The organism is Haloglomus salinum (assembly GCF_024298825.1).
In the GTDB taxonomy this organism is placed as follows: Archaea; Halobacteriota; Halobacteria; order Halobacteriales; family Haloarculaceae; genus Haloglomus; species Haloglomus salinum.
Genome location: NZ_CP101153.1, coordinates 1,793,232 through 1,819,061, shown reverse-complemented (window position 1 = coordinate 1,819,061; position 25,830 = coordinate 1,793,232). Strand labels below are relative to the sequence as shown.

General features: G+C 69.0%; 27 protein-coding genes. 13 read left to right on the top strand and 14 right to left on the bottom strand.

Going from position 1 to position 25,830, the window contains the following annotated elements; translation table 11 throughout:
• Nucleotides 1-31: 31 nt before the first annotated feature.
• The 4 genes from NL115_RS08770 to NL115_RS08755 all read right to left on the bottom strand — a co-directional run bounded on the left by NL115_RS08770 (nt 32) and on the right by NL115_RS08755 (nt 2,861).
• A complete protein-coding gene (locus tag NL115_RS08770; RefSeq protein WP_254832805.1) occupies nt 32-163 on the bottom strand; it encodes a 30S ribosomal protein S27ae in 132 nt (43 codons plus the stop codon).
• Between the two features lie 4 nt (nt 164-167).
• Nucleotides 168-485, bottom strand: coding sequence for a 30S ribosomal protein S24e (locus NL115_RS08765; RefSeq protein ID WP_254832804.1), 318 nt, complete (start codon nt 483-485; stop codon nt 168-170).
• A gap of 234 nt (nt 486-719) precedes the next feature.
• Nucleotides 720-1,169, bottom strand: coding sequence for a hypothetical protein (locus NL115_RS08760; RefSeq protein WP_254832803.1), 450 nt, complete (start codon nt 1,167-1,169; stop codon nt 720-722).
• A gap of 501 nt (nt 1,170-1,670) precedes the next feature.
• Nucleotides 1,671-2,861, bottom strand: coding sequence for an alpha-hydroxy-acid oxidizing protein (locus NL115_RS08755; protein WP_254832802.1), 1,191 nt, complete (start codon nt 2,859-2,861; stop codon nt 1,671-1,673).
• A gap of 182 nt (nt 2,862-3,043) precedes the next feature.
• Here NL115_RS08755 and NL115_RS08750 point away from each other — a divergent pair, with 182 nt between their 5' ends.
• The gene (locus NL115_RS08750) at nt 3,044-3,880 is read left to right on the top strand and encodes a hypothetical protein (protein ID WP_254832801.1); all 837 of its coding nucleotides are present in this window, start codon (nt 3,044-3,046) and stop codon (nt 3,878-3,880) included.
• A 67-nt stretch (nt 3,881-3,947) separates the two neighbouring features.
• On the opposite strand, the gene tatA is transcribed toward NL115_RS08750, so the two are convergent.
• The 3 genes from tatA to NL115_RS08735 form a co-directional block, all read right to left on the bottom strand.
• Nucleotides 3,948-4,196, bottom strand: coding sequence for a twin-arginine translocase TatA/TatE family subunit (tatA, locus tag NL115_RS08745; protein ID WP_254832800.1), 249 nt, complete (start codon nt 4,194-4,196; stop codon nt 3,948-3,950).
• Between the two features lie 107 nt (nt 4,197-4,303).
• A complete protein-coding gene (locus NL115_RS08740; protein ID WP_254832799.1) occupies nt 4,304-4,990 on the bottom strand; it encodes a DUF7344 domain-containing protein in 687 nt (228 codons plus the stop codon).
• A gap of 123 nt (nt 4,991-5,113) precedes the next feature.
• Nucleotides 5,114-5,671 (bottom strand): DUF7344 domain-containing protein, encoded by a 558-nt coding sequence (locus NL115_RS08735; RefSeq protein ID WP_254832798.1) that lies wholly within the window; start codon nt 5,669-5,671, stop codon nt 5,114-5,116.
• 433 nt (nt 5,672-6,104) lie between these two features.
• Between NL115_RS08735 and NL115_RS08730 the strand changes: the two genes are divergently transcribed.
• The 8 genes from NL115_RS08730 (at nt 6,105) to NL115_RS08695 (ending at nt 15,704) form a co-directional block, all read left to right on the top strand.
• Nucleotides 6,105-7,052 (top strand): SipW-dependent-type signal peptide-containing protein, encoded by a 948-nt coding sequence (locus NL115_RS08730; RefSeq protein ID WP_254832797.1) that lies wholly within the window; start codon nt 6,105-6,107, stop codon nt 7,050-7,052.
• 94 nt (nt 7,053-7,146) lie between these two features.
• Complete coding sequence (locus tag NL115_RS08725) at nt 7,147-8,871, top strand: vWA domain-containing protein (protein ID WP_254832796.1); 1,725 nt, start codon at nt 7,147-7,149, stop codon at nt 8,869-8,871.
• 177 nt (nt 8,872-9,048) lie between these two features.
• Nucleotides 9,049-10,347 (top strand): SipW-dependent-type signal peptide-containing protein, encoded by a 1,299-nt coding sequence (locus tag NL115_RS08720; protein ID WP_254832795.1) that lies wholly within the window; start codon nt 9,049-9,051, stop codon nt 10,345-10,347.
• Nucleotides 10,348-10,469: 122 nt separating this feature from the next.
• On the top strand, nt 10,470-11,816 hold the full coding sequence (locus NL115_RS08715) for a laminin B domain-containing protein (RefSeq protein ID WP_254832794.1): 1,347 nt from the start codon (nt 10,470-10,472) through the stop codon (nt 11,814-11,816).
• A gap of 206 nt (nt 11,817-12,022) precedes the next feature.
• Nucleotides 12,023-12,847: a hypothetical protein gene (locus tag NL115_RS08710; RefSeq protein WP_254832793.1), complete on the top strand. Its 825-nt coding sequence runs from the start codon at nt 12,023-12,025 to the stop codon at nt 12,845-12,847.
• Complete coding sequence (locus NL115_RS08705; RefSeq protein WP_254832792.1) at nt 12,844-14,028, top strand: hypothetical protein; 1,185 nt, start codon at nt 12,844-12,846, stop codon at nt 14,026-14,028. The genes NL115_RS08710 and NL115_RS08705 overlap by 4 nt, the downstream gene beginning before the upstream one ends.
• A complete protein-coding gene (locus NL115_RS08700) occupies nt 14,025-15,032 on the top strand; it encodes a signal peptidase I (protein WP_254832791.1) in 1,008 nt (335 codons plus the stop codon). The genes NL115_RS08705 and NL115_RS08700 overlap by 4 nt, the downstream gene beginning before the upstream one ends.
• A gap of 459 nt (nt 15,033-15,491) precedes the next feature.
• Complete coding sequence (locus NL115_RS08695) at nt 15,492-15,704, top strand: hypothetical protein (protein ID WP_254832790.1); 213 nt, start codon at nt 15,492-15,494, stop codon at nt 15,702-15,704.
• A 328-nt stretch (nt 15,705-16,032) separates the two neighbouring features.
• On the opposite strand, the gene NL115_RS08690 is transcribed toward NL115_RS08695, so the two are convergent.
• The 3 genes from NL115_RS08690 to NL115_RS08680 all read right to left on the bottom strand — a co-directional run bounded on the left by NL115_RS08690 (nt 16,033) and on the right by NL115_RS08680 (nt 18,009).
• Nucleotides 16,033-16,725 carry a cob(I)yrinic acid a,c-diamide adenosyltransferase gene (locus NL115_RS08690; RefSeq protein WP_254832789.1) on the bottom strand — a complete coding sequence of 231 codons (693 nt, stop codon included), beginning with the start codon at nt 16,723-16,725 and terminating at the stop codon, nt 16,033-16,035.
• The gene (locus NL115_RS08685) at nt 16,718-17,224 is read right to left on the bottom strand and encodes a CopG family ribbon-helix-helix protein (protein WP_350355297.1); all 507 of its coding nucleotides are present in this window, start codon (nt 17,222-17,224) and stop codon (nt 16,718-16,720) included. The genes NL115_RS08690 and NL115_RS08685 overlap by 8 nt, the downstream gene beginning before the upstream one ends.
• A 299-nt stretch (nt 17,225-17,523) precedes the next feature.
• Nucleotides 17,524-18,009, bottom strand: coding sequence for a hypothetical protein (locus tag NL115_RS08680; protein WP_254832788.1), 486 nt, complete (start codon nt 18,007-18,009; stop codon nt 17,524-17,526).
• 101 nt (nt 18,010-18,110) lie between these two features.
• Here NL115_RS08680 and NL115_RS08675 point away from each other — a divergent pair, with 101 nt between their 5' ends.
• Together NL115_RS08675 and NL115_RS08670 are read left to right on the top strand one after the other, a co-directional pair.
• Nucleotides 18,111-18,608 carry a DUF4442 domain-containing protein gene (locus tag NL115_RS08675; protein ID WP_254832787.1) on the top strand — a complete coding sequence of 166 codons (498 nt, stop codon included), beginning with the start codon at nt 18,111-18,113 and terminating at the stop codon, nt 18,606-18,608.
• 64 nt (nt 18,609-18,672) lie between these two features.
• Entirely contained in the window at nt 18,673-19,359 is a 687-nt protein-coding gene (locus NL115_RS08670; protein WP_254832786.1) for a DUF7095 family protein, read from the top strand.
• Between the two features lie 84 nt (nt 19,360-19,443).
• Here the strand turns inward: NL115_RS08670 and NL115_RS08665 are convergent, their stop codons facing one another.
• The gene (locus NL115_RS08665; RefSeq protein WP_254832785.1) at nt 19,444-20,529 is read right to left on the bottom strand and encodes an outer membrane protein assembly factor BamB family protein; all 1,086 of its coding nucleotides are present in this window, start codon (nt 20,527-20,529) and stop codon (nt 19,444-19,446) included.
• A gap of 189 nt (nt 20,530-20,718) precedes the next feature.
• Between NL115_RS08665 and NL115_RS08660 the strand changes: the two genes are divergently transcribed.
• The gene (locus NL115_RS08660; RefSeq protein WP_254832784.1) at nt 20,719-21,522 is read left to right on the top strand and encodes a helix-turn-helix transcriptional regulator; all 804 of its coding nucleotides are present in this window, start codon (nt 20,719-20,721) and stop codon (nt 21,520-21,522) included.
• A 126-nt stretch (nt 21,523-21,648) separates the two neighbouring features.
• Nucleotides 21,649-23,160 carry a class I adenylate-forming enzyme family protein gene (locus NL115_RS08655; RefSeq protein ID WP_254832783.1) on the top strand — a complete coding sequence of 504 codons (1,512 nt, stop codon included), beginning with the start codon at nt 21,649-21,651 and terminating at the stop codon, nt 23,158-23,160.
• A gap of 19 nt (nt 23,161-23,179) precedes the next feature.
• Here NL115_RS08655 and NL115_RS08650 read toward each other — a convergent pair whose 3' ends face one another.
• The 3 genes from NL115_RS08650 to NL115_RS08640 all read right to left on the bottom strand — a co-directional run bounded on the left by NL115_RS08650 (nt 23,180) and on the right by NL115_RS08640 (nt 25,732).
• Nucleotides 23,180-23,887, bottom strand: a complete 708-nt coding sequence (locus tag NL115_RS08650) for a DUF7504 family protein (protein ID WP_254832782.1) — start codon at nt 23,885-23,887, stop codon at nt 23,180-23,182.
• Nucleotides 23,887-24,789: a GAF domain-containing protein gene (locus tag NL115_RS08645; RefSeq protein ID WP_254832780.1), complete on the bottom strand. Its 903-nt coding sequence runs from the start codon at nt 24,787-24,789 to the stop codon at nt 23,887-23,889. Before NL115_RS08645 ends, NL115_RS08650 begins: the two co-directional genes overlap by 1 nt.
• A 109-nt stretch (nt 24,790-24,898) precedes the next feature.
• Nucleotides 24,899-25,732 carry a deoxyribonuclease IV gene (locus tag NL115_RS08640; protein WP_254832779.1) on the bottom strand — a complete coding sequence of 278 codons (834 nt, stop codon included), beginning with the start codon at nt 25,730-25,732 and terminating at the stop codon, nt 24,899-24,901.
• Between the last annotated feature and the right edge of the window lie 98 nt (nt 25,733-25,830).

Below are 25,830 nucleotides of genomic sequence, written 5' to 3'. Positions count from 1 at the left end.
ATCGGAGAACCGTGGGCGCGAACGGCCGGCCCTACTTCCACTCGGTGTACGAGCAGCGACCGCAGTGCTTGCGGTCGTCGTGGTCGGCGAGGAAGGCGTCCCCGCAGCGCGGGCACTGCTCTTTGGCGTGTGTACCGTCGTCGTTGTAGTACTCCGAGCGCATCTAATCAGGCCTCCTCGGCTTCGGCGTCGGCGTCCTCCGCTTCGGCGCCGATTTTGTTCCGGTCGAGCATGTAGTCCTGCTCGATCTCCGCGGCGTTCTCCGGGCTGTCGTAGACCTTCGCGTAGCCGACGGTCTTTCGCATCCCGAACTTGGTGTCGAGCTTGTGGACGACGACCTCGTCGGAGTCCTTGTTGAGCTTGGCCGCGAGCGAGTCGCGCACGGAGAGCCGCGACGGACTCGCGTCCTCGTGGACGATCTCGAACCGCACGTCCGTCCGATGCAGCATCGGGTTCGCTTCCTCGGAGATGATGTCGATATCCATGGTTCGTTGTGCGTGAATCGTTCCGAAGCGCGTAAAAGGATTTCGAGAACCGTTCCCGCCGTTTTCGGAGGGTGCAGTAGGATGGGGACAGCCGTGGTGAGCTACACGACACCGGCTCTGTTGAAACCCTCAGCCGGTGAGGGGTTTCAGTGCTCGTGACCGACCTAGGGCGCATATTCAGCAGGTCGCGTAAAACCGAGGCGCAAGTACCAATGCTCGAAAATGTGTGTCCGCTCACCGCATCCGCATCACTCCACCAGGGTCGAGATCAAACGCCATATACGGCTCCTCCTTCCCTCGAACCGGGTAGTAGTGGACGTGGTCCTCCTGCGTTGTTCTGCCGTCTGAAGATGTGGATACTGTGAAGCGGATCTCGTACTGCCGGTTGGGAACAAAATCCTCACGCTCGACTTCTCCTTGCGCTTCTATCGAGAGCGTCTTATCGTAGACCTTCGCTTCGTATCTCGCCTCTCTATCACTTCGAAACAGACGAAGCCGGACCTCGTGAGGTTCATCGAGGTGGCTGAAGATAGCCAGATCAACCGACGCTCGGTCCGAGAGGAGTGCTGAACACCCCATGTACTTGCACCCGCGAGGGCGGCCAGAAACCGACGACGGGAGGGCGAATTCATAGTTCCAGATTTCTCCACCCAGATAAATGTCTTCGGGCCTACCCTCCGTCATCGAGCCGGTCTAACAATTCATCTCCAGATGTTCATGGGCTCGCTCACAGGTTGGCATTGGCCTTGCTGAACTCACTGAGTCGGCCACCACAGTTCTGACAGACTCTCGAGTGTTTCAGCAGAGCTACGACACCTTCCCGTTCTACGGCGACGGAACCGCATCCGAAGCCCTCACGCTCTCGACTCGGAGGCCTCGCTGCGCGCCTCGGCCTCACTTCGTTCGGCCTGCGGTGCTTACGTCGGCCGCCTTCGTCGAGGAGCGCTCGCCCTTCGATTCCACCAGGAATGTAGAAGATGTCACGAAGCGGCGACCCTGCCCTTCCCCAGGTCGTGCGGGCTCGCTAGCGCGAGCCACGCGCTCCCGGCCCGTGGATGGTTGAGAGTCGCGTTCAGTCTTTGGAGAGGGCCACCAGTACGAAATACAGGAATCCATAGTCAAACCCCCCACATTCCGGATAAATATTCAAATTGTAACACTATATTGGAAGTAACAGACTTGTGCCTACAGCTCCCGCTCGTGTCGCAGCTTGTCGGGGTCGATATCCTCGATACTGGAACAGCCGGCCAGCCCCATCGTGAGGTCGAGTTCGGCGAGGAAGTTCTCCAGGACGTGGCGCACCCCCTCCTGCCCGGCCATCGCCAGCCCGTACGCGTACGGCCGGCCGAGCAGCACCGAGTCCGCACCCAGCGCGAGCGCCTTGAACGCGTCCGAGGCCCGGCGCACGCCCGAGTCGAACAGCACGGGCACCTCGCCGTCGACCTCCTCGACCACGTCCGGGAGCGCCTCGATGGCGGTGATGGAGCCGTCGACCTGCCGGCCACCGTGGGTGGAGACGTCCACGGCCGCAGCACCGTGGTCGATGGCGAGGCGTGCGTCCTCCGGGTGGAGCACGCCCTTGATGACGACCGGGAGGTCCGTGTTCTCGAAGACGAACGAGAGGTCGTCCCACGTCAGCGACGAATCGCCGAAGATGTCGAGGAAGTGGTCGACGGCGGCATCGGGGTCCTCCTCGGGCGGCTTCTCGAGCGAGTCGCGGAACGCCGGGTCCGAGAAGTAGTTCGCGACCCCCTCGCCCGCCATGAATGGGTAGTAGCCGCGGTCGATGAGGCGCTCGCGCCAGCCCAGCGTCGGCGCGTCGACGGTGAGGACGATGGCGTCGTAACCGGCCTCCTCCGCGCGGTTCAGGAACGACCGGGCCACGTCACGGTCCGAGGACCAGTAGAACTGGAACCACTTGGGCGTGTTCGGCATCGCCTCGGCGACCTCCTCCATCGGCGTCGACGACAGCGAGGAGAGGATGAGCGGGACGTTCAGGTCCTCGGCGGCGGCGGCCGTCGCGTGCTCGGCGTCCTCGTGGAGCAGGGTCTGGACCCCGAGCGGCGTGATCATCAGCGGCCAGTCCATCTCCTCACCCAGCAGCTCGACCGAGAGGTCGCGCTCGGCGACGCCGCGCAGCATCCGCGGGACGATACGGTACTTCGAGAAGTCCTTGCCCCGCTCGAACGTCTCGTCGCTGCCCGCGCCGCCGTGGACGTAGGCCCGCCCCTCCTCGCTCATGTTCTCCCACGCCGCGTCGCGGATATCCTCGAACGACGTGGGGAGGTCCGGCGGGTTGTCCTCCAGCATCCCCTGGCGGTACACCGCTTTCAGTTTCGCGTTGCCGATGTTCTCTCGCTTCGGCGCGTCAGCCATATCGGCCGTTCAACGCCGGGGCGCTTATGGGTGGCCCTTGCGGCGTGTCCCGCCGGCGCCCGGCCGGGCGGTTCGCCCCCAGCTCAAGAATCGAGACCCAGGTATACCCGGATATTTTTCAACTAGTTCCCGACTGAACGGTCCGTATGGGTTGAAGTCGGTCGGGCCCAGACACTCGAACGATGTCGGACCAGTGTGCCACCTGTGGCGCGGCGGACGTCATCCTGTTCACCTGCGGGTACTGTGGTCGCGAGTTCTGTGCCGACCACGACCTCCCGCACCACTCCTGCGAGGGGTTCGCCCACCCGGGCGAGGGTGTCGACGAGGTGACGTTCGAGTGGGAGACAGGAGGGCGCACTGACCCGGACGACGCCTTCACCGAGAGCGGGTTCCGGCCGGCCACCGAGGGAACCGAGACGGCGGGTCGGTCCTCGATGCCCCGCTCGGCCCCGGCAGCGGCGACGCCTGCGGTCGAACCAGCCCCGCGGTCGACGGAAGACGGCGCCACGCCGGCCGCCACGCTCCGCCCACGACGTATCGAGCGCCCGACCACGCCGGCGGTCACCCCTGCACCACGAACGGTCGAACCGGCGGCGGCCGCGGTCGAGCGGCGCCCTCGGACGAACGCCCAGCCCACGACTCCGGCCATCCGGCCCGCCCCACGCCGGCCGTCCGGGCCCACAGTGCGGGCGGTCCAGCCGGCTCCCAGCCCCGAACCGGAGCCCGAGTCGACCGCAGCGGCCGCAACGACCGCACCTGTCGGCCCCGGACCAGAACCGACCGCGGCGGCGACCGCGCCGGCCTCCGACGAGTCGTCCGCGTCCGAGCACATCCGGACGATGGACGCGAAGCGGTCGCCCGGAGCCGTCGAGCGGCGCGACCCGCAGACGCTGACAGAGTGGCTCGACCAGCAGACGTACGTCTCCCTGTCGGTCAAGACGGCCGCGCTCGCGACCGTCATCAACGGGGCGCTCTATCTCGGGATGATGGTCACCCTCTACGGCCTGCTCCCGGTCTGAAGCCGAGCCACGGGTGTCGAACGTGGCGACGCGGTCGAAGAAGCAGCTCCGTCACGGAATCGTGTTCTCAGACCGACTCCGTCTCGGTAACGGTGTCGGCCGCGTCCTCGTCGGCCAGTGTCCGGTCGCGGGCGCCCCGGATCTCGGTCTCGACCGCCTGGCGGCCCTTCTGGAACTCGCCCATCGCCTCCCCGGACGACCGGGCCAGCTTCGGCAGCCGGTCGGCCCCGAACAGGAGGACGACCAGCAGGAGGACGACCAGCATCTCGGGACCGCCCGGCAGGCCGAAGAACAGCGGTGTGATGTTTTCGAACATATCCACCCAATGGACGACGGAGGATATGAACACGCTCCCGTGACCGGTCGACAGATGGGCTTTAACGGCGCATTAACGGGCATATGGGCTGGCGACTGCCCCCGGCGTCAGTCCGGCGGGCGGAGCGACTCCGACAGGTCCGTCGGGTCGCCACCACCGAGGCGGTCCGAACGCTGGAGGTAGGTGTGGACCACGCCGACGGCGAGCCACCCGGCCGCGATGATCGCGGCGTAGGCGATATCCGGGAGCAGGGTGAACGGGTAGACCCCCAGTGCCACCGCCGCCACGAGCGCCGTCGCGAAACTCCCCAGCGCGAGGGAGAGTTCGCCCCACGACAGGTCACGCTCCGGGACGATCTCCAGGTAGATGTCGAACGCGCCGACGGACTCGGTCAACGACAGCGTCCCGCGGTCGCGGTCGTAGTCGATGACGCCCACCTCGGCCATCTTCGGCAGGTGTGTCTGGTGGAGCGCCGTGTAGACACGTTTGCGCTCCTTGGGCGTCACCGCGGCGATCTCGATGTCGTTCTCCCAGGCGGCGACCTGTTCCGAGAGGTCACGGACCGTGACCCGCTCGTCCTCTGCCTTGAGGTGATGGAGGACGTAGCGGCGGCGCTCGTTGCTCAGCACCTCGAAAACCACCTCGGGAGCGATGACGGGAGCCTCCGTCACCTCGGTGGTAGTGACCGCCGCAGCCGTCCCACCGTCGCTGGCCAGCGTCCCACCGGCCGCTACCGATGCGGCGCGGTCCTCTCCCCTGTCCACCCAATCAGCAGGTATGTTATCACTACTCATCTACTGCTCCATTGTCCTACCTGATGCGCCCCGGGTATAAAAACCCATTCCGCCGAAGACAGCACGTAACTGTTCTTTACTCCCCGATTCCGGACACTATGTCGTTCCAGCTCCGGACGTCAGCTACTGGCCCTGGAACGTCCGGTGGGCCCGCCGCCGCTCGATCCAGAGCTGGTAGACGCCCGAGACGGCGAACGCGGCGAGTGCGAGCGTCGCCGGCACGAGCGGGTCCACCGCCGACAGCACCGGGACGCCCGCGAGCGACGCCACCACGAGGAACAGGCCGACGATACCCAGCGCGCGGTAGTACCCCACCCAGGTGATTCCCAGGCCCGTCAGGACACGGGTGTGGCTGGTCACCTGGCGCGCGGCGGGAAGCGCCCGGATCCGCTTGTGCTCGACATCGTAGTCGACGAGACCGAGCGCGGCCAGCTTGGGCAGGTGCGTCCCGACCAGCGAGTTGTAGACGCTGAGCCGGACATCCCGCGGCGCCGGGCGGGCCCCCGTCTCGGCGGTCGCGACGGCCTCCGAGAGCGCCTGCACGCTGGTCTCGCCCTCTCGCCGGAGGTACGACAGCGCGGCCGACCGGCGCGTGCTGCTCAGGACCTCGTGGACCTCGTGGGCCGGGAGCCGGCGCCGGAAGCGGCCCGTGAGTCCGCCCGCCCTCTCGATGTCACTCACGGTCGGCCACCTCCCGGGAGCGCTCTCCCCGGTTCCGGGTTCCCGGTCGATGCGCCGTCCCCTGTCTGGTGTCTCGTGTTCATCTTCTGCTCCCCCCTACCTGCGGTTGGTGACACGGGGTACTGCAATCGAACGATGATTGTCCCGCGGGGGTATAGACATGGTCTGCCTATCTCCGAGTACGGTCTCTCTACCGCCGAACTCCGGCGTGATGAACGGTTCCACCCCTGCGAGTATGAACGGGCTACCGTGTTCTGTCACCAGCTGACCGTACGTTCAATGGCCGGTAGTGTACTATTCGGGCAGCCGATGCGGGTGCGGTACCGACTCCATGTCTAACACCACCACCCTCCCAGAGGGAAGCAACCGGAAGCGATCCGCCGACACGGTCGCCGGGACCGGACCGGACACGCCGCCGGGGAGAAACACACAAATGAGCAACAACGACGACATCGGAAACGACTCGCAGCTGTACAACCTCTCGCGCCGGAAGGTCCTCGCGGGCATGGGCGCGGTCGGTCTCGCTTCGGCCGGTGCCGGGCTGGGCACCTCCGCCCTGTTCAGCGACACCGAGGAGTTCACCGGGAACTCCATCACCGCGGGGACGCTCGACATGAGCGTCACCGGGACCATCGTGGCGGCCAACGACTACTGGGCGGACCAGACCGGCGTTCTCGGGCAATCCGACGTTGCGGACGGAGCAGCCGTCACCTTCGCCGTGGACGACGTGAAACCCGGCGACTGGATGATCGTCTGCTTCGACATCGAGAACCAGACCAACCCCGGCTACGTCCAGGTCTCCGTGCCCGGCGGCGTCACCAACGAGGGCGGCCCGAACCCCGAGCCCGAGCAGGAAGCCGAGGGCGACGCGGACAACGACGCGGACCTGGGCGACGCGATGCTCGCGTCGCTCTGGCAGTCCTACAGCGGCCCGACCGACGGCTCCCCGGGCGGCTCGAAGGCGGACCTGTCCGGCCTCGACGGCTGGACCAACGACGAGGGCGGCGTCTTCGTCCCCGACCCGTACGCCGAGGTCGAACAGGACGACTTCACCGCTTCTGACTACGGCCAGACGGTCCAGTCCGACATGGACTACCCGACGGTCAACGAGTTCGGCAGCTTCCTGTCCAGCGGGCAGGTCCTCCGTGACAACGACGGCAACCTGCTCCAGGTCGGCTACGACGACGAGACCGGCGAGCCGGTCGTCGGTGCCGGTATGGTGAGTTTCTGCCTCCTGCTGGAGATTCCGGCCGCGGTCGGCAACGAGATTCAGGGCGACTCGATCACGTTCGATCTGGTGTTCGACACCGAGCAGGTCCGCAACAACCCGGACCCGTTCACGACGTCGACCCCGACCCCGACCCCGACCTCGACGAACTGATAGCTTGATAACCAGCGCGCCGGGCCGCTCGCCCGGCACCGTCCCCCGGCGGGGGTAACCAACTCACACTGCCCGGGGGCACACACACCACACAATGACCCAAGACAACCAACTGATCAACCTGACCCGGCGCCAGATGCTCATCGGAGCCGGCGCCATCGGCCTCGCGTCCGCGGGCGCCGGACTCGGTACGTCCGCGCTGTTCCGCGACACGGAGAGCTTCACCGGCAACTCCATCGTGGCCGGCGAACTCGACCTGCTGGTCGACTGGCAGCAGCACTACGCGTACTTCGACGGCGTCGAGGACCAGACGGTCTTCGTCAACGCCCACCCGGACCACGACGGCGACGGCGAGCAGTCCATCCCGGCGGACAACGACGCCGGCTTTGTCAGGTACAGCGACTTCCCGGACGAGGACGACGAGAACAGCAACGGCGCGAACATCCCGACGCTGAACTGCGAGAACATCCCGCCGCTCTCGGAAGCGAGCTACGGCTCTGACCCCATCACGGGCGAGGCCAACGACACGCTGGTCCAGCTTCGCGACGTGAAACCCGGCGACGAGGGCGAGATCACCTTCTCGCTCCACCTCTGTGACAACCCCGGTTACATCTGGATGCAGGCCGGCAACGTCAGCGAGGACGGCGGCATCGCTGCCGAGCCCGAACTCATCGTCGACTCCGACAACCTCGGCGACCTCGGCCAGGCCATCCAGGCCACCCTCTGGTACGACGAGGACTGCGACAACGTCTACGACCCCGCTGAGCCCGCCGACATCATGCTGACGCTGGACTTCTCCGGCTCCATGCTGTACGACCAGTACGGCGGCGTCGTCAGCACCGACAACATCACGATCAACGGCACGACCTACAACGAGACGACGAAGATAGACCTCGTCGAGAAGGGCACCCGCCAGTTCATCGACTACCTGCAGGCGCAGAACGCCGACGTGCAGGTGGGTGTGGCATACTTCGACGGCGAGGGCAGCAACGACACGGCTCCCCGGACGGGCGTCCTACAGCCGCTCACCCAGAGCCTGTCGACGGTCGACGGGGCACTCTCCGGCCTCCGGCAGAAGCTCGCGAACCTCGTGACCGGCAGCGGCCCCGGATCGACCCCTACGGACGGTGACGGCGACCCCGACCCGTTCTCGAACGCGAGCGGCATCGCGACCGGCACCTACATCGGCGAGGGTGTCGACGACGCGCAGAGCGAACTCGCGTCCGGCGGGCGGCCGGGCGTCGGTGCGGCCAACATCGTCCTCTCGGACGGCGAGTCGTTCAACGGCACTGGCTCCACGACGTTCAGCTCCCCGACGGCGGCGGCGGACGACGCCCGGGCGGCCTCCCCGGCCCCCGCGACGGACGTCTTCACGATTTCCGTCGGCAGCGGGAACGACAGCGTGCTCCAGTCGATGGCCGGTCCCGCCGGCGGCTCCGGCGGCGACCCGGTGTTCTTCAACGACGTCGACGACCCGCTCAATATCCCGTCGGTGTTCGGCGCCATCGCGGCGCGGTTCGTCGGCGAGAAGAAGATCATGGAGGACTCGCTGGCGAACGTCCTCTCGGAGCTGTCCAGCGGGAACGGCATCCCGCTCGACGGCAACCGCGCGACGATCTACGACGAGCTGAGCGACCCCGCGAACGACCCCGACCGGGACGCGTTCCGCGGCGACGGCGTGATGCACTGTGTCGCGCTGAAGTGGGAGCTCCCGGCCGACGTCGGCAACGAGATCCAGGGCGATACCATCGGCTTCGACCTGGGCTTCTACACCGAGCAGGAGCGCAACAACGACGGCAGCGGTCCGGCTCCGGCCTGATTGCGACCGTCCACGGGGGGCGCCCGGACGGGCCCGCTCCCCGGTACCCGGCTGACGGTTCCGGCCCGGCGGCGACACGGCGTCGGCGGCGGGCCCGGCGGTTCGACTCCGCCGCCCGGGCATCACCCCGACACGCGAGCGGTGGGGACACGCCGACACGCAAGGGGAACACGAACCATGACCAACGACAACCAGCTCATCGACCTGACCCGACGGAAACTGCTCATCGGCGCGGGGGCCATCGGCCTCGCCTCGGCGGGCGCCGGCCTCGGCACGTCCGCGCTGTTCAACGACCGCGAATCCTTCGACGGGAACACCGTCGTCGCGGGGACGCTGGACCTGCTGGTCCACTACGACGCCGTGTACAACGGCGCGCCCGCGGAGAACCTCGCGGAGAGCCCCTCGGGCACCGCCGATGGCGCCGCGGCGCTCTTCTACACCCTCGACGACGTGAAGCCCGGCGACAGCGGCGCCATCGAGTTCTGCTTCGAGCTGAACACGAACCCCGCCTACCTCTGGTTCTGCACCGAGCAGACGGCGGACGATGAGAACGGCCAGAACGAGCCCGAACTGGAGACCGAGGGCGCGGACACGGACGGACTCGGCGAACTCGACGACGAGATTCTCGTCGACGCGTTCTACTGCGACGAGGACGGGGCGGCGATTTCCGACGGCACCATCGCCTCGGACGTGAGCCTCGCCGAGTTCCTGGCGACGTACGCGGCCGGGGCGCCGCTGAACGCCGACGCCGAGGCCGTCCCGGCGGGCGACCAATCGCCCTACGCGGCCAGCAGCGAGCCCGGCGTGACGACGGGACCCTGCCTCTGCATCGAGTGGGAGCTTCCGGTCGGGGTGGGCAACGAGGTCCAGTCCGACTCGGTGGCGTTCGACATCGACTTCCACGCCGTCCAGGCCCGCAACACCGATGGGACCGAGAACCCGTGCTGCGAGCCGACGACGACCTCGCTCTCGACCGGCGTCGCCGACTGGCAGGTCGTCGCCAGCCCGGACGGCACGACGGGCGCCGCGCAGGTCGTGACGGCGCACCCGGCGTGGTACCCGAACGTCAACCCGGACGACCCGGACGTACCCGGGGACTGCGACGCCGAGTGGATCACCCCGTACGGTGGCGACGGAGAGACCGACCAGCCCGCGGGCTCCTACGTCTACGAACTGACGTTCGTGGCGCCGGCGACCACCTCGACCGAGAACCCCTGCACGCTGTCGGGCGCGCTCGCGACGGACAACACCGGCCAACTCCTGCTCGACGGCGTCCAGATCGCCGGCCTGGGCAACGCCAACCCGGCGGACTTCCAGGACCCGACGAGCTACTCGGCCGCCGTCACGACCCCGGGCACGCACACGCTGCGCGCCGAGGTGACGAACAACCCGAGTCCGAGCGGGGACCCGGCGAACCCGACCGGGCTGTTCGTCTGCGCGCGGCTCGACTGCCCCTGCTCGGTGCGTGACGTCTGAGCGGTCGCCCACACCGGCTGACGGTTCCGGCCCCCACTCGGCGCTCGCGCCGACGACGGCCCCGGCGGTTCGACTCCGCCGCCCGGCGTTCCCCGCTGCACACACGCGGGCGGGGACCCATCATGACACACGACGACCGACTCATCGACCTGACCCGGCGCAAGCTGCTCATCGGCGCCGGCGCCATCGGCCTCGCCTCCGCGGGCGCCGGCCTCGGCACCTCGGCCCTGTTCAACGACCGCGAATCCTTCGAGGACAACGTCATCACGGCCGGGACGCTGGACCTGCTGGTCCACTACGACTCCGAGTACAACGGCGCGCCCGCCGAGAACCTCGCCCCGACCCCGAGCGGCGTGGTCGACGGCGAGCCGGGGCTGTTCTACACGCTCGACGACGTGAAACCCGGCGACAGCGGCTGGTTCCAGTTCTGTTTCGAGCTGACCACGAACCCTGCGTATCTGTGGGTCTGCACCGAGCAGACCGACGATTCCGAGAACGGCCAGAACGAGCCCGAGGAGGCGGCCGAGGGGACCGACACGGACGGCCTCGGCGAACTCGACGACGAGATCCTCGTCGACGTCTACTACGCCGAGGAAAACGGGACGCCCATCGCGGGCGGCGAACTCGCCTCCGGCGTGACGCTGGCGGGCGCGCTGGCCGCATTCGCGGGCGGGAAGGCGCTGAACGCCGACGCGGTCGACGCCGTGCCCGGCGACCAGACGCCGTACCCGCCGAGCAGCGAGCCCGGCGTCGTCACCGGCCCCTGCATCAGGTTCGACTGGGAGCTCCCGGCGGCGGTCGGCAACGAGGTCCAGTCCGACACGCTGGCCTTCGCCATCGACTTCCACGCCGTCCAGTCGCGCAATACGGACGGGACGGACAATCCGTGTACGGACGAGTCCGGTGGTGACTCCGGGTCCGGCGACGGCGGCAGCCAGCAGCCCGCGCCCCCCCAGACGGACTTCGAGGACGAGGACGACGCCGGCTGGCAGCTGTTCGGTGACGCCACGACCGCGGACGCACAGGTCGTCAGCTCCGGTGGCAACCCCGGGGCGTACCTGGAGGGCGTCGACACCGCGACCGGCGGCATCTGGTACTTCGACGCCCCGGCATCGTTCCTGGGCGACCAGTCCGCGTTCGCGGGCGGGAGCCTGGCGTACGACCTCCAGCAGTCCCCGGACGGGACGCTGGTCCGGGATGACATCGTCCTCGAGGGCGCCGGCACGACGCTCGTCTACCGGTACGACTCCGTGGCCGACTTCCCCGACGTCACGCCGGACTGGTCCGAGTACGACATCCCCCTCGACCCGAGCGCCGGCTGGACCGTCGGGTCCAGCAGCGGGTCTGCGGCGACCCCGACGGAGATCGCGAGCGTGCTCGGTGACCTGACGGCGCTCCGCATCCGCGGTGAGTTCGTCAACGGCAGCGACACCGGCGGGCTGGACAACCCGCGGTTCGTCGCTCCCTGAGGCGACCCACCCTGTTGCCGTCCGAACACCTCCGCTCACCGGCTGGATGAACGGTGCTGAACCGTCCGATGAGTGGCGGTAACGACACCGTACCGCCGGTAATCCGGCTGTACGCGACCCATACCTATGCCCCCATCTGACGAAGAGGGGGCGTCGAACCGGGCATCGCCCGGCCCCTCGCGACCGACGCGAGAACACCACACAGTATGACACACTTAACACGACGCCAACTACTCGCCGCAGCCGGCGTCGCCGGCGTGGGCACCGGGCTCGCCGGCGCGGGGCTCGCCCGCGCGACAGCCCGCGACCCACCCTACACGCGGTACACGTACGCCGCGCCCGGCGACACCGACGAACGCCGCCTCCGCGTCGCGTGGTACGAGACCTACACCACCGACGGTACTCCGTTCGCCGAGAGCACCAACAGCTCCGGCGAGACCAATCGGACCACGGTCTTCGACCCCGAGAGCGAGCCGACCTACGTGAACGACCCCGGCCCCGTCGTCAGCCTGCCGAACGTCCTCCCGGGCGACTCGGGCACGCTGGTGGTGGGGCTGGAGGCCCAGCCCGTCGAGACCGACGACGAGGGCGTCGACGTCTGGCTCCAGGTCGGGCTGACCGGCAATGCCGAGAACGGCGTCAACGAACCCGAGTCCCTCACAGCGGGCGAGGACGACCCGCTCGGGCCAGGGAGCGGCGACGCGAACTCGGGCGAGCTGGCCGACGCCCTCGATGTCCGCGTCTGGAAGGACGGCGGGTTCATGACCGGCTGTGACGGAGACTACGACTCAAGCTTCGAGACCAGCCTCGCGAACGACTCGCTGGCGGCCGTGAGCTCGACCGACCCCCTCGCCGACGGCGAGCTGGTCGTCGAGTGCCTCTCGCAGGGGAGCGCGCGCTGCGTGGGCTTCCGCTGGGAGCTTCCCGAGGCGACGGGGAACCACATCCAGGGCGACGGCGTCAGCTTCGACCTGCGGTTCCACGGCCAGTCCTGTGGCGCGGAGAACCCGTTCACCGGAGGGTCGCGATGAACCAGGGCTCCCGTGCAGGTCTCTCGGACGAGCGCGCGGTCGCCGGCCTGAGCCGTCGACAGCTGCTCGCGGCGATGACGGCCGTCGGCGCGACCGGCGGCTTCGTCGGCCTCTCGACCGGTGCCAGCCTGTTCGACCGCGAGCGCTTCGACGGGACGTTCGTGACCGGCATCGTCGACCTCGTCGTCGCCAGCTCGGTGAACGGCGCCAGCGAGCGCCTCGTCGACGGTGACCGGTTCACCCTCGACCTCGGCGAGCTGGAACCCGGGGACGAGGGGCAGGTCGACCTCCGACTCCTGCTCCCGGAGACGGGGAACGAGGCGTCGCCGAACAACCCGGCGTATCCCTGGTTCCGCCCATCGTGTATCGCGGCGAGCGGGACCCTGGTGGACGACCTCCGGATGACGCTCCGGTACGTCGACTGCGCCACCGGCGACATCGGGGCAGTGGTGGTACCCTGGAGCTCGCTCCGCGAGTTCGTCGAGACCTTCCGCGAGGGGTTCGCCCTCGATGGCCGGTCGCGGCCGAACCGCCAGCCGGGGAACCAGGCCTGTCTCGACGACCCGGTCTGCCTCCGGCTGGACTACGCCCTCCGTGACTCCTTCGAGGGGCAGGGCGACGTGCGCGTCGACATCGACTTCGTCGCGGCCCAGTGTCGCAACCACGCGGGCGAGGAGAACCCGTTCGCCGGGACCCCCGGACGGCGCTGTGACGACCCGCCCGAGGAACAGCCCGACTACAAGGGCATCAGCTTCATCGAGGTCTGGGGCAGGCTCGACGGCACCTGCACGAAGCTCGGGAAGCTGGACGTCTCCCGGAAGTACGTCGACCGCTGCGGCGGGGCCCTGGATGTCGTCGGTGAGGACCCGGACTACGACCCGGACACCATCGACGACAGCTACATCGTCAAGGGGCGATACGACCTCCCGGACGACGGCGATGATCCCTCGTGCGCGGACAGCGAGTACGACCTCGCGGTCACCGAGGTCGAGTTGAAGGACAACGACACGGAGACGTACGCTGTCGCGTTCGAACTCCTGAACAGCGACGGTACAGTCGGACCGGACCTCTGCAAGGTCGTCATCAAGGGTGGGCCGACCGAGGCCACCTACGCCGACCCGACCGACTTCGTCGACAACGCCACTGCGGGACTGCTGTACGCCCCAGAGGGCGGCCGATGACCGCCGAGGGCGCAGCCGCGGTCCGGCGCGCGAACCGCGCACTCGTGAGTGCGCTGGTGCTCGTCGTCGTGCTGGCGGCGGTAGCCCCGTTCGCCGCCTTCGGTGTCCCACAGCTGGTCGGCGCCGACCGGAGCTACGTCGTTCTCTCGGGGTCGATGGAGCCGTACATGTCCGCCGGCGACGCGGTCGTCGTCGCCGCCGGCCCGGCCGCGAGCATCCGCAAGGGTGACGTCATCACGTACGAGCGCGGTGGGGGTATCCCGACGACCCACCGGGTGGTCGAGCGCGTGACCGACGAGCAGGGGGTCGCCTTCCGGACGATGGGCGACGCCAACGAGGACCCCGACCCCGCGCTCGTCCGGCCGGACAGCGTGGTCGGGGAGGTCGTGGTGGTCCTCCCGTACGTCGGGTACGTGGTCCAGTTCGCCAACACCCCCATCGGCATCCTGTCGCTGGTGGTCGTCCCCATCGGCCTGCTGGTCCTCTCGGAGGGCTGGCGCTACACGGCGGCCCGACGCCGTCGGAAGGCGCCGACCGCCACCCGGCCCGCCATCCGGCGCGTGGTCGAGGAGACGGACGACGCCAGGGCGCCGACATCGCGGGCGCTCGCGACACCGCAGACGACGACCGGCACCCCGCCGGAACCCCGCCGGACGACATCGACGACCGACACCGGGCCCGCCAGCGGTGGCGAGTCCCAGCCCGTCTACGGCGTGAAGACGCTGGACCTCGGGCTCACGTTCCTGGTCCTCGTCGTGCTGGCGTCCTACAGCGGCTGGATGCTGTACAACGAGATCCGCGTCGAGTCCGCGATGATACTGGCGGGAGCCGTGATGGCCCTGCTGCTGCTCGCCGTGACCTGGCTGCTGGCGGCGCGTGCCGCCCGTTCCCCCGGCGAGGACAGTCCTCGCGAGCCCGAACGACAGACCGACCGCCCCGGCGGTGCGAGCGCGCCCCCGTCGCGCCCGGGACCCGAGCGGGGACAGGAGTCCACAGATGACTGAGACACGAACGCGGAGAACAGTGCTGGCGCTGCTGGTGACCACGTTCCTCATCGCTGCCGGAATCGGCGGCGTCGCGACCGTCGCGACCCTCGGCGACACCGAGACGGTGAGCATCACGGCGAGTGCAGACGTGAGACCGACAGGGACGGAGACACCGGCCGAGACATCGACGTCAACACCGACACCGGCCGAGACACCAACGCCAACGCCAACACCGGCCGAGACACCAACGCCAACGCCAACACCGGCCGAGACACCAACGCCAACGCCAACACCGGCCGAGACACCAACGCCAACGCCAACACCGGCCGAGACACCAACGCCAACGCCAACACCGGCCGAGACACCAACGCCAACGCCAACACCGGCCGAGACACCAACGCCAACGCCAACACCGGCCGAGACACCAACGCCAACGCCAACACCGGCCGAACGTCAGAATCAGGGGACCGAGTAATGATGAGCGTCCTGACGCTGATGGCACCGTTCCGCGGCCGCTCGTCGACCCGCGGTACCGAGGACAGCGACTCCAGGCCCGGACCCTGCCCGTTGCGGCTGCTTCCGGGGTTCGTCCCCGGCGGCTGGAAGCGCAACGTTGTGGTCGGTCTGACCTACCTCCTCGGGGTGCTGGTGCTCCTCGGCGTGGTCCGGTTCGTGATCGAACTCTTCTAGAACGGTCCCGCCGCTGGCGGGGTGTGATACGGGTCGCCCGGGGCCACCGCAGGGCCCTGCGGGCGAACGAAAGGGAGTGTGTGTGCGTGTGTCCGCGTTACCGACCGCAGCGGTCGGGGAGCGGAGCGTGTGACTCCCACATCCTCCACTCGACCCGGGCGCTGTCTCCGTAATAGGCCTTGTGTCATACCGTTCGTCGGCCGTCAGACGGTGGTCACACTGACCGGCGGTTCGTCAGACGCACGGCGGACCCGGACCGCCGTACGCCACTCCTCTGACCCGGTGCCTGCGGGCGGGCGCGCACTCGCCGGGCCGGCCCGCGGCCGGGTCAGTACTCGGTGCCCTTCCGCGCTCGCTGCCCGGCGTCGATGGGGTGGCGATGCTTGCGGACCTCGCTCACGAGGTCGGCAGCGTCGCCGAGGAACTCCGGCGGGGCGTGCCCACCGGTCAGGACGAGTTCGAGGTCATCGGGCTTGGACTCGACCAGTTCCACCACCTCCGCCGGGTCGACCAGCTCGCGCTCGGCGGCGTAGAGCACCTCGTCCAGCACGAGCATGTGCATCCCCTCGTCGGCATCGGCGTCCGGGTCGAACGGTGTCGACAGGTTCGCGTCGGCTGCCGCCGCGACGAGGTCGCGAGCGCGGTCCAGGCCCGCGTCGGCCTCGGCCGAGTGGTCGCGCTCCTCGCTCCCGTCGGGCATCGCGTGCCAGCCGTAGTGCCCCAGGTTCTCGTAGCTGAAACCCGGGAGCGCCGCGATGGCGTTGTACTCGCCGCGGACGTCCTCCACCGAATCCGCGCCCCCCTTCATGAACTGCAGGACGTGGACCCGGTAGCCGTGGCCGACGGCGCGCATCGCCATCCCGAGCGCGGCCGTCGTCTTCCCCTTCCCGTCGCCCCACCAGGCCTGCACGAGGCCGAACTCGTCGGGGGCGGCCGGTTCGATGTCCCGCGCCGTCGGCCGGACGCCCCCACCGGGGGTGTTCGCCCGGGTGTCAGCCGGGCTCGCGGGCTCGTCAGTCATCGTCGTCGTGGGAGTGGCCGTGGTCGTGCCCACCGTCGGCGTCGCTCCCGTCCCCGTCCTCGGCGGCCGCCATCGCCTCCTCCAGCACGCCGTCGAAGTCGTCAACCGGCAGGACGGAGTAGTCGACGCTGAGGGTGTCCTGCGTGGCGCGGACCTTCCCGACGAAGCCGGAGATCTCCTCCAGCGACCCCTCCACGATGAACAGCTCCATGCAGTAGTGGTCGCCGACGTGGTTGTGGACGTTCGAGGTGACCAGCGACTCGTGCTCGTGGCGCAGTTGCATCATCCGCTCCTCGGCGTTCGAGGTCTCGTAGTTGAACACGACGGTGACGACGCCGAGCAGGTTCCGCCCCTCCAGCCGCTTGTTCTCGAACTCGCTCAGCAGGTTCCGGGCACCCTCCCGGACGACCTCGCTCCGGCCGGTGTAGCCGTGTTCCTCAGCGAACTCGTCTAGCCGGTTCACGAGGGACTCGGGCATCGAGATGCTCACGACGGTCATGTTAGTAACTGGTGGGCACCGAGATATTAAGGAGTGGGGTGTGACCCTGGAACGGGCGTGGAATCTCTAGTGGCTCGGCTGCGTTCCAGCCATCTCCAGAGCGGAACAGCACGACATCGTTCTGTCCCTGTAACAGATATTACATACCATATGGCCATTTTAAGAATATATGCCAATTTTTAAATATAGGGCCACAATTAATAACTTGTCGCGCATCTTGGAGAGTTGCTTGCCCACATACAGAACACCCTGTCGGTCGGGAGAGCCCCTGCGACCGTGAGAACAGGTGCCGCCGCGCCTCAGTCGACCTCGATGGGCGTCTCCTCGCGGACGTTCCGAGCCGGGTCCGAGCTGGTCAGTCGCCCGACCAGCGTGCCGACGAGGGTGAGGAGGCTGCCGACGACGAGCCCCAGGAGGGCGAGGCGGTCGAAGCCGGACTGGCCCGCGCCCGGCGTGGCCAGTTCGAGGTTCACCGCGACCGCGCCCCACCCGAGGAGGCCGACGAGCGGCGCGAGCGCCACCGCGACGCCGATGACGACGCCGTCGTTGGCGTAGCCGTGGAGCCCCGCCAGCAGCGCGGCCAGCGCACAGATGCCGAGCAGGAGCGGCCGGCCGACGGCGCGGAACCGCTCGAAGTCGAACACGGCGAGGCCACCCCAGACGGAGGCGGTGACGACGAACGCGAGCGCCGCGACGATGGCGGCATACGAGAGGTAGATACCGCTCCGCCCCCGTTCGTAGCCGAACAGTAGCTCCATCGCCGTCCGGACGCGCGGGTCCACCATGTCCGCCGGTGGCAGCGCCCGGGGTATAACGCTTGACACCCACGGTCCGTGGAGGCGGCGTCCGGCAGGGCTTTCCGGCCCGCTCGCCGAGCAGCGTAGCGATGGCAACCACGGGCGAGCACGCCGGCCCGTTCCCCGGCGAGCGCGACGAGTCACTCCGGACGCGACTGGAGCGGCGACTGTTCAATTTCTTCCCGGCCTACCGGCTGGGCGGCGGGCGCGTCAAGTACATCAGCCGGGACTGGCGCGAGGTCCACGTCGCCGTCCCGCGGTCGCTGTGGACGCGCAACTACGTCGGCACCATCTTCGGCGGCTCGATGTACGCCGCCGTCGACCCGATATACATGCTGATGCTCATCCGGACGCTGGGCGACGAGTTCACCATCTGGGACAAGTCCGCCGAGATACGGTTCCGCGAGCCCGGCGAGTCCACCCTCCACGCCCGATTCGAACTGCCCGAATCCGAGACCGACGCCATCCGCGAGGAACTCGCCCCGGGCGAGTCGACCGACCGCGTCTACGAGGTCGACCTCGTCGACGAGGACGGCGTGGTCCACGCCGAGGTCGAGAAGACGCTGTACGTCCGGCGCGACGAGTGAGCGCGGGGACAGCGGGCCGCCGGGAGCCGAGCGAGACTTGTGGCTCGGGAAGCTACCGACCCCTATGACCGACGACGCGGCCGGTGACGGTTGGAGCCGCGAGGCCGCCGTCGACCGCCTCGACGACCTGGTCGACACCATCGAAGCAGAGCGCATGCCCGTCCCCGTGCGGGAGGTGTGGGTGACCGGCGACCTCGTCCTCGGGGTCGACCCGGTCGAGCGCCTGGAGGTGTACCTGACGAAGGACCTGCTGTTCAAGGACGCCCCAGAGCGCGACGAGGAGTTCCGGAAGTCCCACGGCGTGCAGGGCGTCGGCAAGACCGTCTCGGCGGCGTGGGCCGACGAGTACCCGGAGCATCTCCGGGCGAACGCGAACGGCCACGCCGCCCCTGAGAAGTGCCTCGCCGCACACCTGTTCGGCGACAGCGACGAACCCGTCCACCTCGAGGTGTGCAACACGGGCTTCGAGAACAACGTCACCCAGCGCCTGCGCGGGGCCCGCGCCCGCGGGGACTACACCCAGTTGCTCGACCCCCGGGCCGCGTGCCTGTGGGTGCAGGGTGAGGACGGCGGCGTCCGGAGCGAGGAGGCGTTCCGCAAGCTCCGGGAGGGGGAGTTCGTCTTCCCGACGCTGTCGAAGGCGCTGGAGATGCTGGAGATGGACCCCGAGGAGGCCGAGGCGGCGGCCGCGGAACTGCGCGCGCACCGGCGCGAGCGCGACGGGCGGACGGTGCGTGGCGACGTGGTGTGAGCGGGTTCGCGCGGCCTCGGCGCTATCGTCCGGGATAGAATCCACGACAGCGACGGAAGCGCCGGCGGCTGCACTCCGGTCGCGTCACGCGCCATCCCGACGCTCCCCGGATGCGTCCGTGCTGTCCGCCCCATCGCCCTCGGACCGCGTCGGGGCCGGGCGAGCGGCGTCGGTCCGTTCCGCTACGGTCACCGCGTACAGGTGATTGTCGTGGCTTCCGACGTACGCCGTGCCGTCGACCACGGCGAGCGACCAGACCCCGCCACCGGCCTCGAACCGCCACTGCTCGGTTCCGCGCGCGGCGTCCAGCGCGTACAGGTGGCCGTCGTAGCTGCCGACGTAGACCGTCCCGTCGCGTACCGCCGGGACCGACGAGATGGCCCCACCGGTCGCGTACCGCCAGCTTCGGTCGCCGCTCGTCGCGTCGACCGCGTAGAGATAGCCATCTTTGCATCCGACGTAGACCGCCCCCTCGGCGACCGCCGGGGCGGACCTGGGGTGGTACCGCCCGCCGTCGAACCGCCACCGTTCGGCTCCCGTCGCCGCGTCGAGCGCGTACAGGCAGTCGTCCCGGTAGCCGACGTATATCGTGTCCTCGGTCACCGTCGGTGCGGTCCCGACCGCGCTCCCACCGCCGAAGCGCCACCGTTCCATCCCGGTGTCGATATCCACCGCGTACAGCCCCCCGTCGTCACCGGTCGGGTTCCCGGCGTAGACCGTCCCGTCAGCTACCGTCGGCGAGACGCCCGCACCCTCGAACCGCCACCGTTCGCTGCCGCTGCCCGCATCCAGCGCGTACAAGATAGCACCGTCGTCGTACCCACCGACGAAGACCGTGTCCCCGACGACGGCCGGCGTGGGATACAGCTTCCCATCGGGGGTGAACGCCCACTGCTGGGTGCCAGTCGCTACGTCCACCGCGTACAGCCGCGCGTCTCCTCCGAGATAGACCGTTCCATCCGCCACGGCGGGCACGGAGGAGGACATCGACCCGGCCTCGAACCGCCACCGTTCGGCACCGCTGTCCACATCCAGCGCGTGCAGGTGGCCGTCGTCACTCCCGACGTAGACGACCCCCCGTCTCACCACCGGCGTGGTTCGAATCTTCCCGCCGGTTTCGACCCGCCACCGCTCGGCGCCGACGCCGCCGTCCCGTCGCTCGTCGCGCATACACGGCGGGTCATGGTGGACGGAGTATCAAATCCCTGACGGCACGGCGGCCCACGTCCGCTCGTCCGGCGTCGGTCGTTGGCCGACCGGCGCGGGCGTGACGGGCGGCCGGTGCGTGGCGACGTGGTGTGAGCGACGGCCAGCGGCGCCAGCGTCGGATTTAATCCGCCACACTCCCCAGCCACGCGTATGGTGGACGCGTTCGAGGCCATCAGCTTCCTGACGCGGTCGGAGAACCGCGTCGACGTGCTGACCGGGCTCGCTGGGGGACCACACACCGAACGGGAGCTGGTGGCCGCGACGGGCGTATCGGACGTGACGGTGGGGCGCATCCTCGACGACTTCGCGGCCCGCGGCTGGGTGGTCGAGCGCGAGGACGGATACGAGCGGACACGTGTCGGTGACCTCGTCGCGGCGGACTACGAGCAGTTCGCCGACTCGATGGACCTGGCCTGCCGGCTGGGGCCGGTCCGGGACCTGTTCCCGGTCGCGGAGTTCCCGTTCGACCTCCGACTCCTGACGGACGCGCGGGTGTCGGACCCGGACCGGTTCGACCCGCTGCGAGCGGTCGACCGCTGGAAGGAACTGCTCCGCGGCGCCGACCGCTTCGTCGGCGTCGCCCCGGCCGCGACGGGGACGACGGTCGTCGCCGAGCCGTTCCACGAGGAGATCACCGAACACGGCCTGTCGTTCAGCGCCGTCGTCTCCCAGCAGTACTACGAGACGGTCACGTCGCGCGCCGAGGCGCGACGACTGGTCCGCGAGGAACTGGAGGCCGGCGCGGAGATGTATCTCGCCACGGACGAGACGGAGTTCCAGGTGTCGGTCGCGGCCTTCGACGACGTGGCCACCATCTCGGCCTACGACGACGCGGGCAACCTCCAGGCGGGCATCGAAACCCGTGCGGAACCGGTCCACGGGTGGGTGCTGGACACCTACGAGTCCCACCGCGAGGACGCCACCCGCCTGACTCCAGAGGACTTCGCCGAGTGAGTGCCCCATCACACACCGTGTCGAGACACACACCGTGTGACGCACACGACGCTTGTGTCATTTCACCGATAATAAACAAGTGGACGGCAGGCCCACGTCCGTCCGGGGATGCACCCCGGATAACCGATGAACTTCGCGAACCACGTCGAGTTCCAGGCCACCGACCGGCCGGGGGAACTCGCCATCACCGACCCGAAGCGGGAGATGAGCTACGGGGAACTGGAGGCCGAGACGAGCGCGGTGGCGAACGGACTCGCGGGGCTGGGCGTCGAGCCGGGAGACCGCGTCGCCCTGTTCCTGCCGAACCTGACAACGTTCCTCACGAGCTACCTCGGCGCGATGAAGCTGGGCGCGATTCCGGTGCCCATCAACCTCCGGTTCGGACAGAGCGAGATCGCCCACGTCGTCACCGACGCCGACCCCGAGGCGATCGTCGTCTTCGACGAGGCCGCCGAGGCGTTCGCCGAGAAGCCGCTGGACGCCGAGCTGGTCGTGGTCGGTGACGAGGCTCCAGAGGGCACCACCCCGTACGGCGGCCTCGTCGCCGACGCCACGAAGGAGTTCGAAATCGAGCCCCGACTGGACAGCGAGGTGGCGGAGATCCTCTACACCAGTGGCACCACCGGCCGGCCGAAGGGGGTCCAGCACACCCACGGGAACCTCTCGGCCAACGCCCGTGGGGGGCGCGCACTGATGGAGTACGGGCCCGAAACCTCGTTCCTGACCGTGGCCCCGTGTTTCCACGCCTCCGGGCTGAACGCGACGACGACGCCGTCGCTGGCCCACGGCGCCCAGAACCACTTCCTCCCGGAGTGGGACCCGGAACTCGCCCTCCGGACGATGGCCGACCGTGACGTGACCTACACGATGCTCATCCCGACGATGGTGCTGGACCTGCTGGAGCACGGCACCGAGGGGTACGACCTGTCGGCGTTCGAGTCGCTCAACGTCGGCGGCTCGCCGATGCCGGCCGAGCGCATCGACGAGGCCGAGGCCGCACTGGGCTGTGACCTCTACGAGGGGTACGGGATGACCGAGACCACGCTCGGCGCCGCCGGCAACACGCCCGGGCAGGATGTCTACAAGGCGGGCAGCATCGGCACCGTCGCCGAGGAGTGGGCCGAGGCCCGTGTCGAGGACCCCGAGACCGGCGAGACGGTCGCCCAGGGCGAGAAGGGGGAACTGCTCTGGCACGGCGACGTCGTGATGAAGGGCTACTGGAACCTGCCCGAGAAGAACGACGAGGTGTTCGTCACCCGTGCGGGCAAGGAGTGGCTCCGCTCGGGCGACATCGGCCACGTCGATGCTGACGGCCACCTGTTCCTCGACGACCGCATCGACGACATGTTCATCTCGGGCGGCGAGAACGTCTACCCTCGCGAGATCGAGGACGTCATCTACGAACTCGACGGCGTGCAGGAGGCCGCCGTCGTGGGCACGCCCCACGAGCGCCTGGGCGAACAGGTCACCGCCATCGTCCGCGGCGACGTGACCGCCGACGAGGTGCAGGACGTCTGCCGGGGAGCGCTCGCGGACTACAAGGTGCCCCGCGAGGTCCACGTCCGCGACGAGCCGCTGCCCCAGACGGCGACGATGAAACTCGACAAGGTCGCTCTACGGGACGAGTACGGGGAGTAGAGCCCAAAGAGCACGCGCGCTATTCGCTCGCCCCATCCCAGTCCTCGCCGCCGACGGCGTGGTCCAGCGGCGTCCACGCGCCCGACTCGGCCGTCCGTTCGTCGACCCGGAGTTCGACACCCCCGTCGTCGCCGGTTCGGACCCGGACGTGGCGGTCGCAGAAGTGACTCAGCGTCTCGACGGTCCGGTCGTCCGCGAGCGAGGCGTCGATGGCGAAGACGCCGAGGTCGTCGGTCGCGATGATGCGGCCGGTCAGCATGTGGACGAAGCGGGACACCTCCCGGAGCGAGGCGTGCGCCAGCAGCGACGACAGCGACAGGAGCCCGATTCGGACGTTGTCGGCCGTCGCCGCGATCTTCTCGTAGAGGACGGAGAACTCGACCTCGATACCCGTCAGGTCGCCCGGGTTCGAGATGGGCTCGGCGTGGGTGGTGAACCGCTCCTCGTCACGGTCGCCCGGGCCCGTGCAGTCGACGATGCCGAGCCGCGACCGGTCGACCGACCGCGTGGGGCGGTCGAGCCGTTCGAGCAGGCCACGCCCCCCGAGGTCGGCGGCGACCAGCAGCAGCGACTCGGCGCTCGACCCCGCGGTGAGGAGGTCGAGCGCGAGTTCGCGGGCGAGGACGCCGGAGGGACTGCTGACCAGCAGGTTCGTGCCCGGCGCGGCCGCCTCCAGGGGGATACCGGGCTGGAACTCGTAGCGGAAGGCCTCCGAACCCTGGGGCATCACCGGTCACCCCCGGCCGCGGCGGCCTCGTGACCCGCCAGCCGTCCGTACACCTCGAACCACTCGACTGCCGACGCCGCGAGGAGCTGCAGGTACCCCGCCTCCTCGTCGGAGAACGTCCGGGGCTCGTCGTCGTAGACACAGAGGGTGCCGACGGGGAGCCCCGCGTCGGTCCGGAGCGGGGCGCCGGCGTAGAACCGGATGTCGTGCGCGGCGAGCGTCTCGTTGTCGGTGAAGCGCGGGTCCGCCGCCGTATCCTCGACGACGGTGACCCCCTCGTCGAGGATGGAGTACGTGCAGATGGACTCCTCGCGTGGCATCGATGGCAGGTCGGGGCCGGTACAGGCGAGCACCTCCTGTGTGGACTCCGCGACGATGTTGACCGACGCCCGGTCGAGGTCGAAATGCCGGACGGCGAGTTCGGTGACCCGGTCGAGCGCCGCGGCGAGCGCGTCGGAGCCGAGGTCCAGTCCCGTCAGCGTGGCGAGTCGTGCGGACTCGTCGACGGGCAGCGGGTAGGCCGTCTGGGTGCGCCGCTGGGCAGTCACGGTGACGAGCGCCGCCAGCCGCTCGGCCGCGGCGGGACCGTCACGGTTGAGATACTCGACGACGAGCGGTGTCTCGAGGCCCTCGGTCACCGTCTCACGGTCCGTCGCGGTGTAGAGGATGCACCCGATATCCTGGGCCCGGTCGCGGACGTACCTGATGAGGTCGATGCCGGTGCCGTCCGGGAGGTCGTACTCGGTGACCAGGCAGTCGATGTCGGTCTCCTGCAACTGCTGTCGTGCTGCCGCGACCGAGTCGCTCCAGACGACGGAGAGTTCCGCCTCGGCGGCCAGTCGGGCCCGTGGCCCGTCCGGGTCGTCGTCGGGGTCGACACAGAGGACGGTTGCCTCGCTCATTCCGGTAGACGATGCGTACTGGCGCGGCGCCCGGCATAAACACTCGGGGGAACGGCGGGTGGACGGAGCCCGGTGGCCCGACGGAGCACGGGGCGCCACCCTCGGCTGCTCACTCGGCGGCGAGTTCGCGGACCTTCTCGATGTTCCAGGCGAAACTCCGGCCGTCCTCGGTCGGCGTCTCCAGCACCAGCGGCACGTCCGCGACGGCGTCGTGGTTGACGAACGCGCGCATCCCATCCTCGCCGATGTGGCCCTCGCCGATGTGGGCGTGCTCGTCCTTGTTGGTGCCACACTCGTGTTTGGAGTCGTTGAGGTGGACGCAGGCGAGACGGTCCAGCCCCACCGTGTCGGCGAACGCGGCGAACGTCTCGTCGACGCCCGCGGGCGTGGAGATGTCGTAGCCCGCGGCGAACATGTGGGCGGTGTCCAGACAGACCTCGAGGCCGTGGCGGGACTCGTCGCAGACGTACGCGAGGTGCTCGAACTGGCCGCCGAGTTTCGTTCCGGAGCCGGCGTCAGACTCGACGAGAATCGTCACGCCGTCGGGCACGTCCAGTTCGTCGAGTGACGCGACGGCGTTCGCCAGCCCGCCCTCGACGCCCGCACCGGTGTGCGCGCCGAGGTGGACGTTGACGTAGTCGATATCGAGGCGGTCGGCGACGTCGAGTTCCGTCTGCATCGAGGCGACGGACTTCTCGTGGAGGTCGTCCTTCGGCGTACAGAGGTTGACGAGATACGAGGAGTGGATGACCCACGGGCCCACGTCGTGGTCGGCGGTGAGGTCACGGAACGCCGCGGCGTCGGCCTCGTCGATGGACGGGTCCGCCCACACCTGCGGGGAGTGGCTGAATATCTGCCCGCAGTTGCCGTCGTACTCCAGTTGCTCCTCGACCGCGTTCTGGACGCCCCCCGCGATGGAGGTGTGCGCGCCGACTCTGAGCATGGCCGCCTGTCCGCCCGGGCCGACGTAGTGCCTTCCGGTCGCGGCACGGGCGTGGCGACGGAGCCGGCCGAGAGGCGGCCGTCTACCGCGCGCCGTCG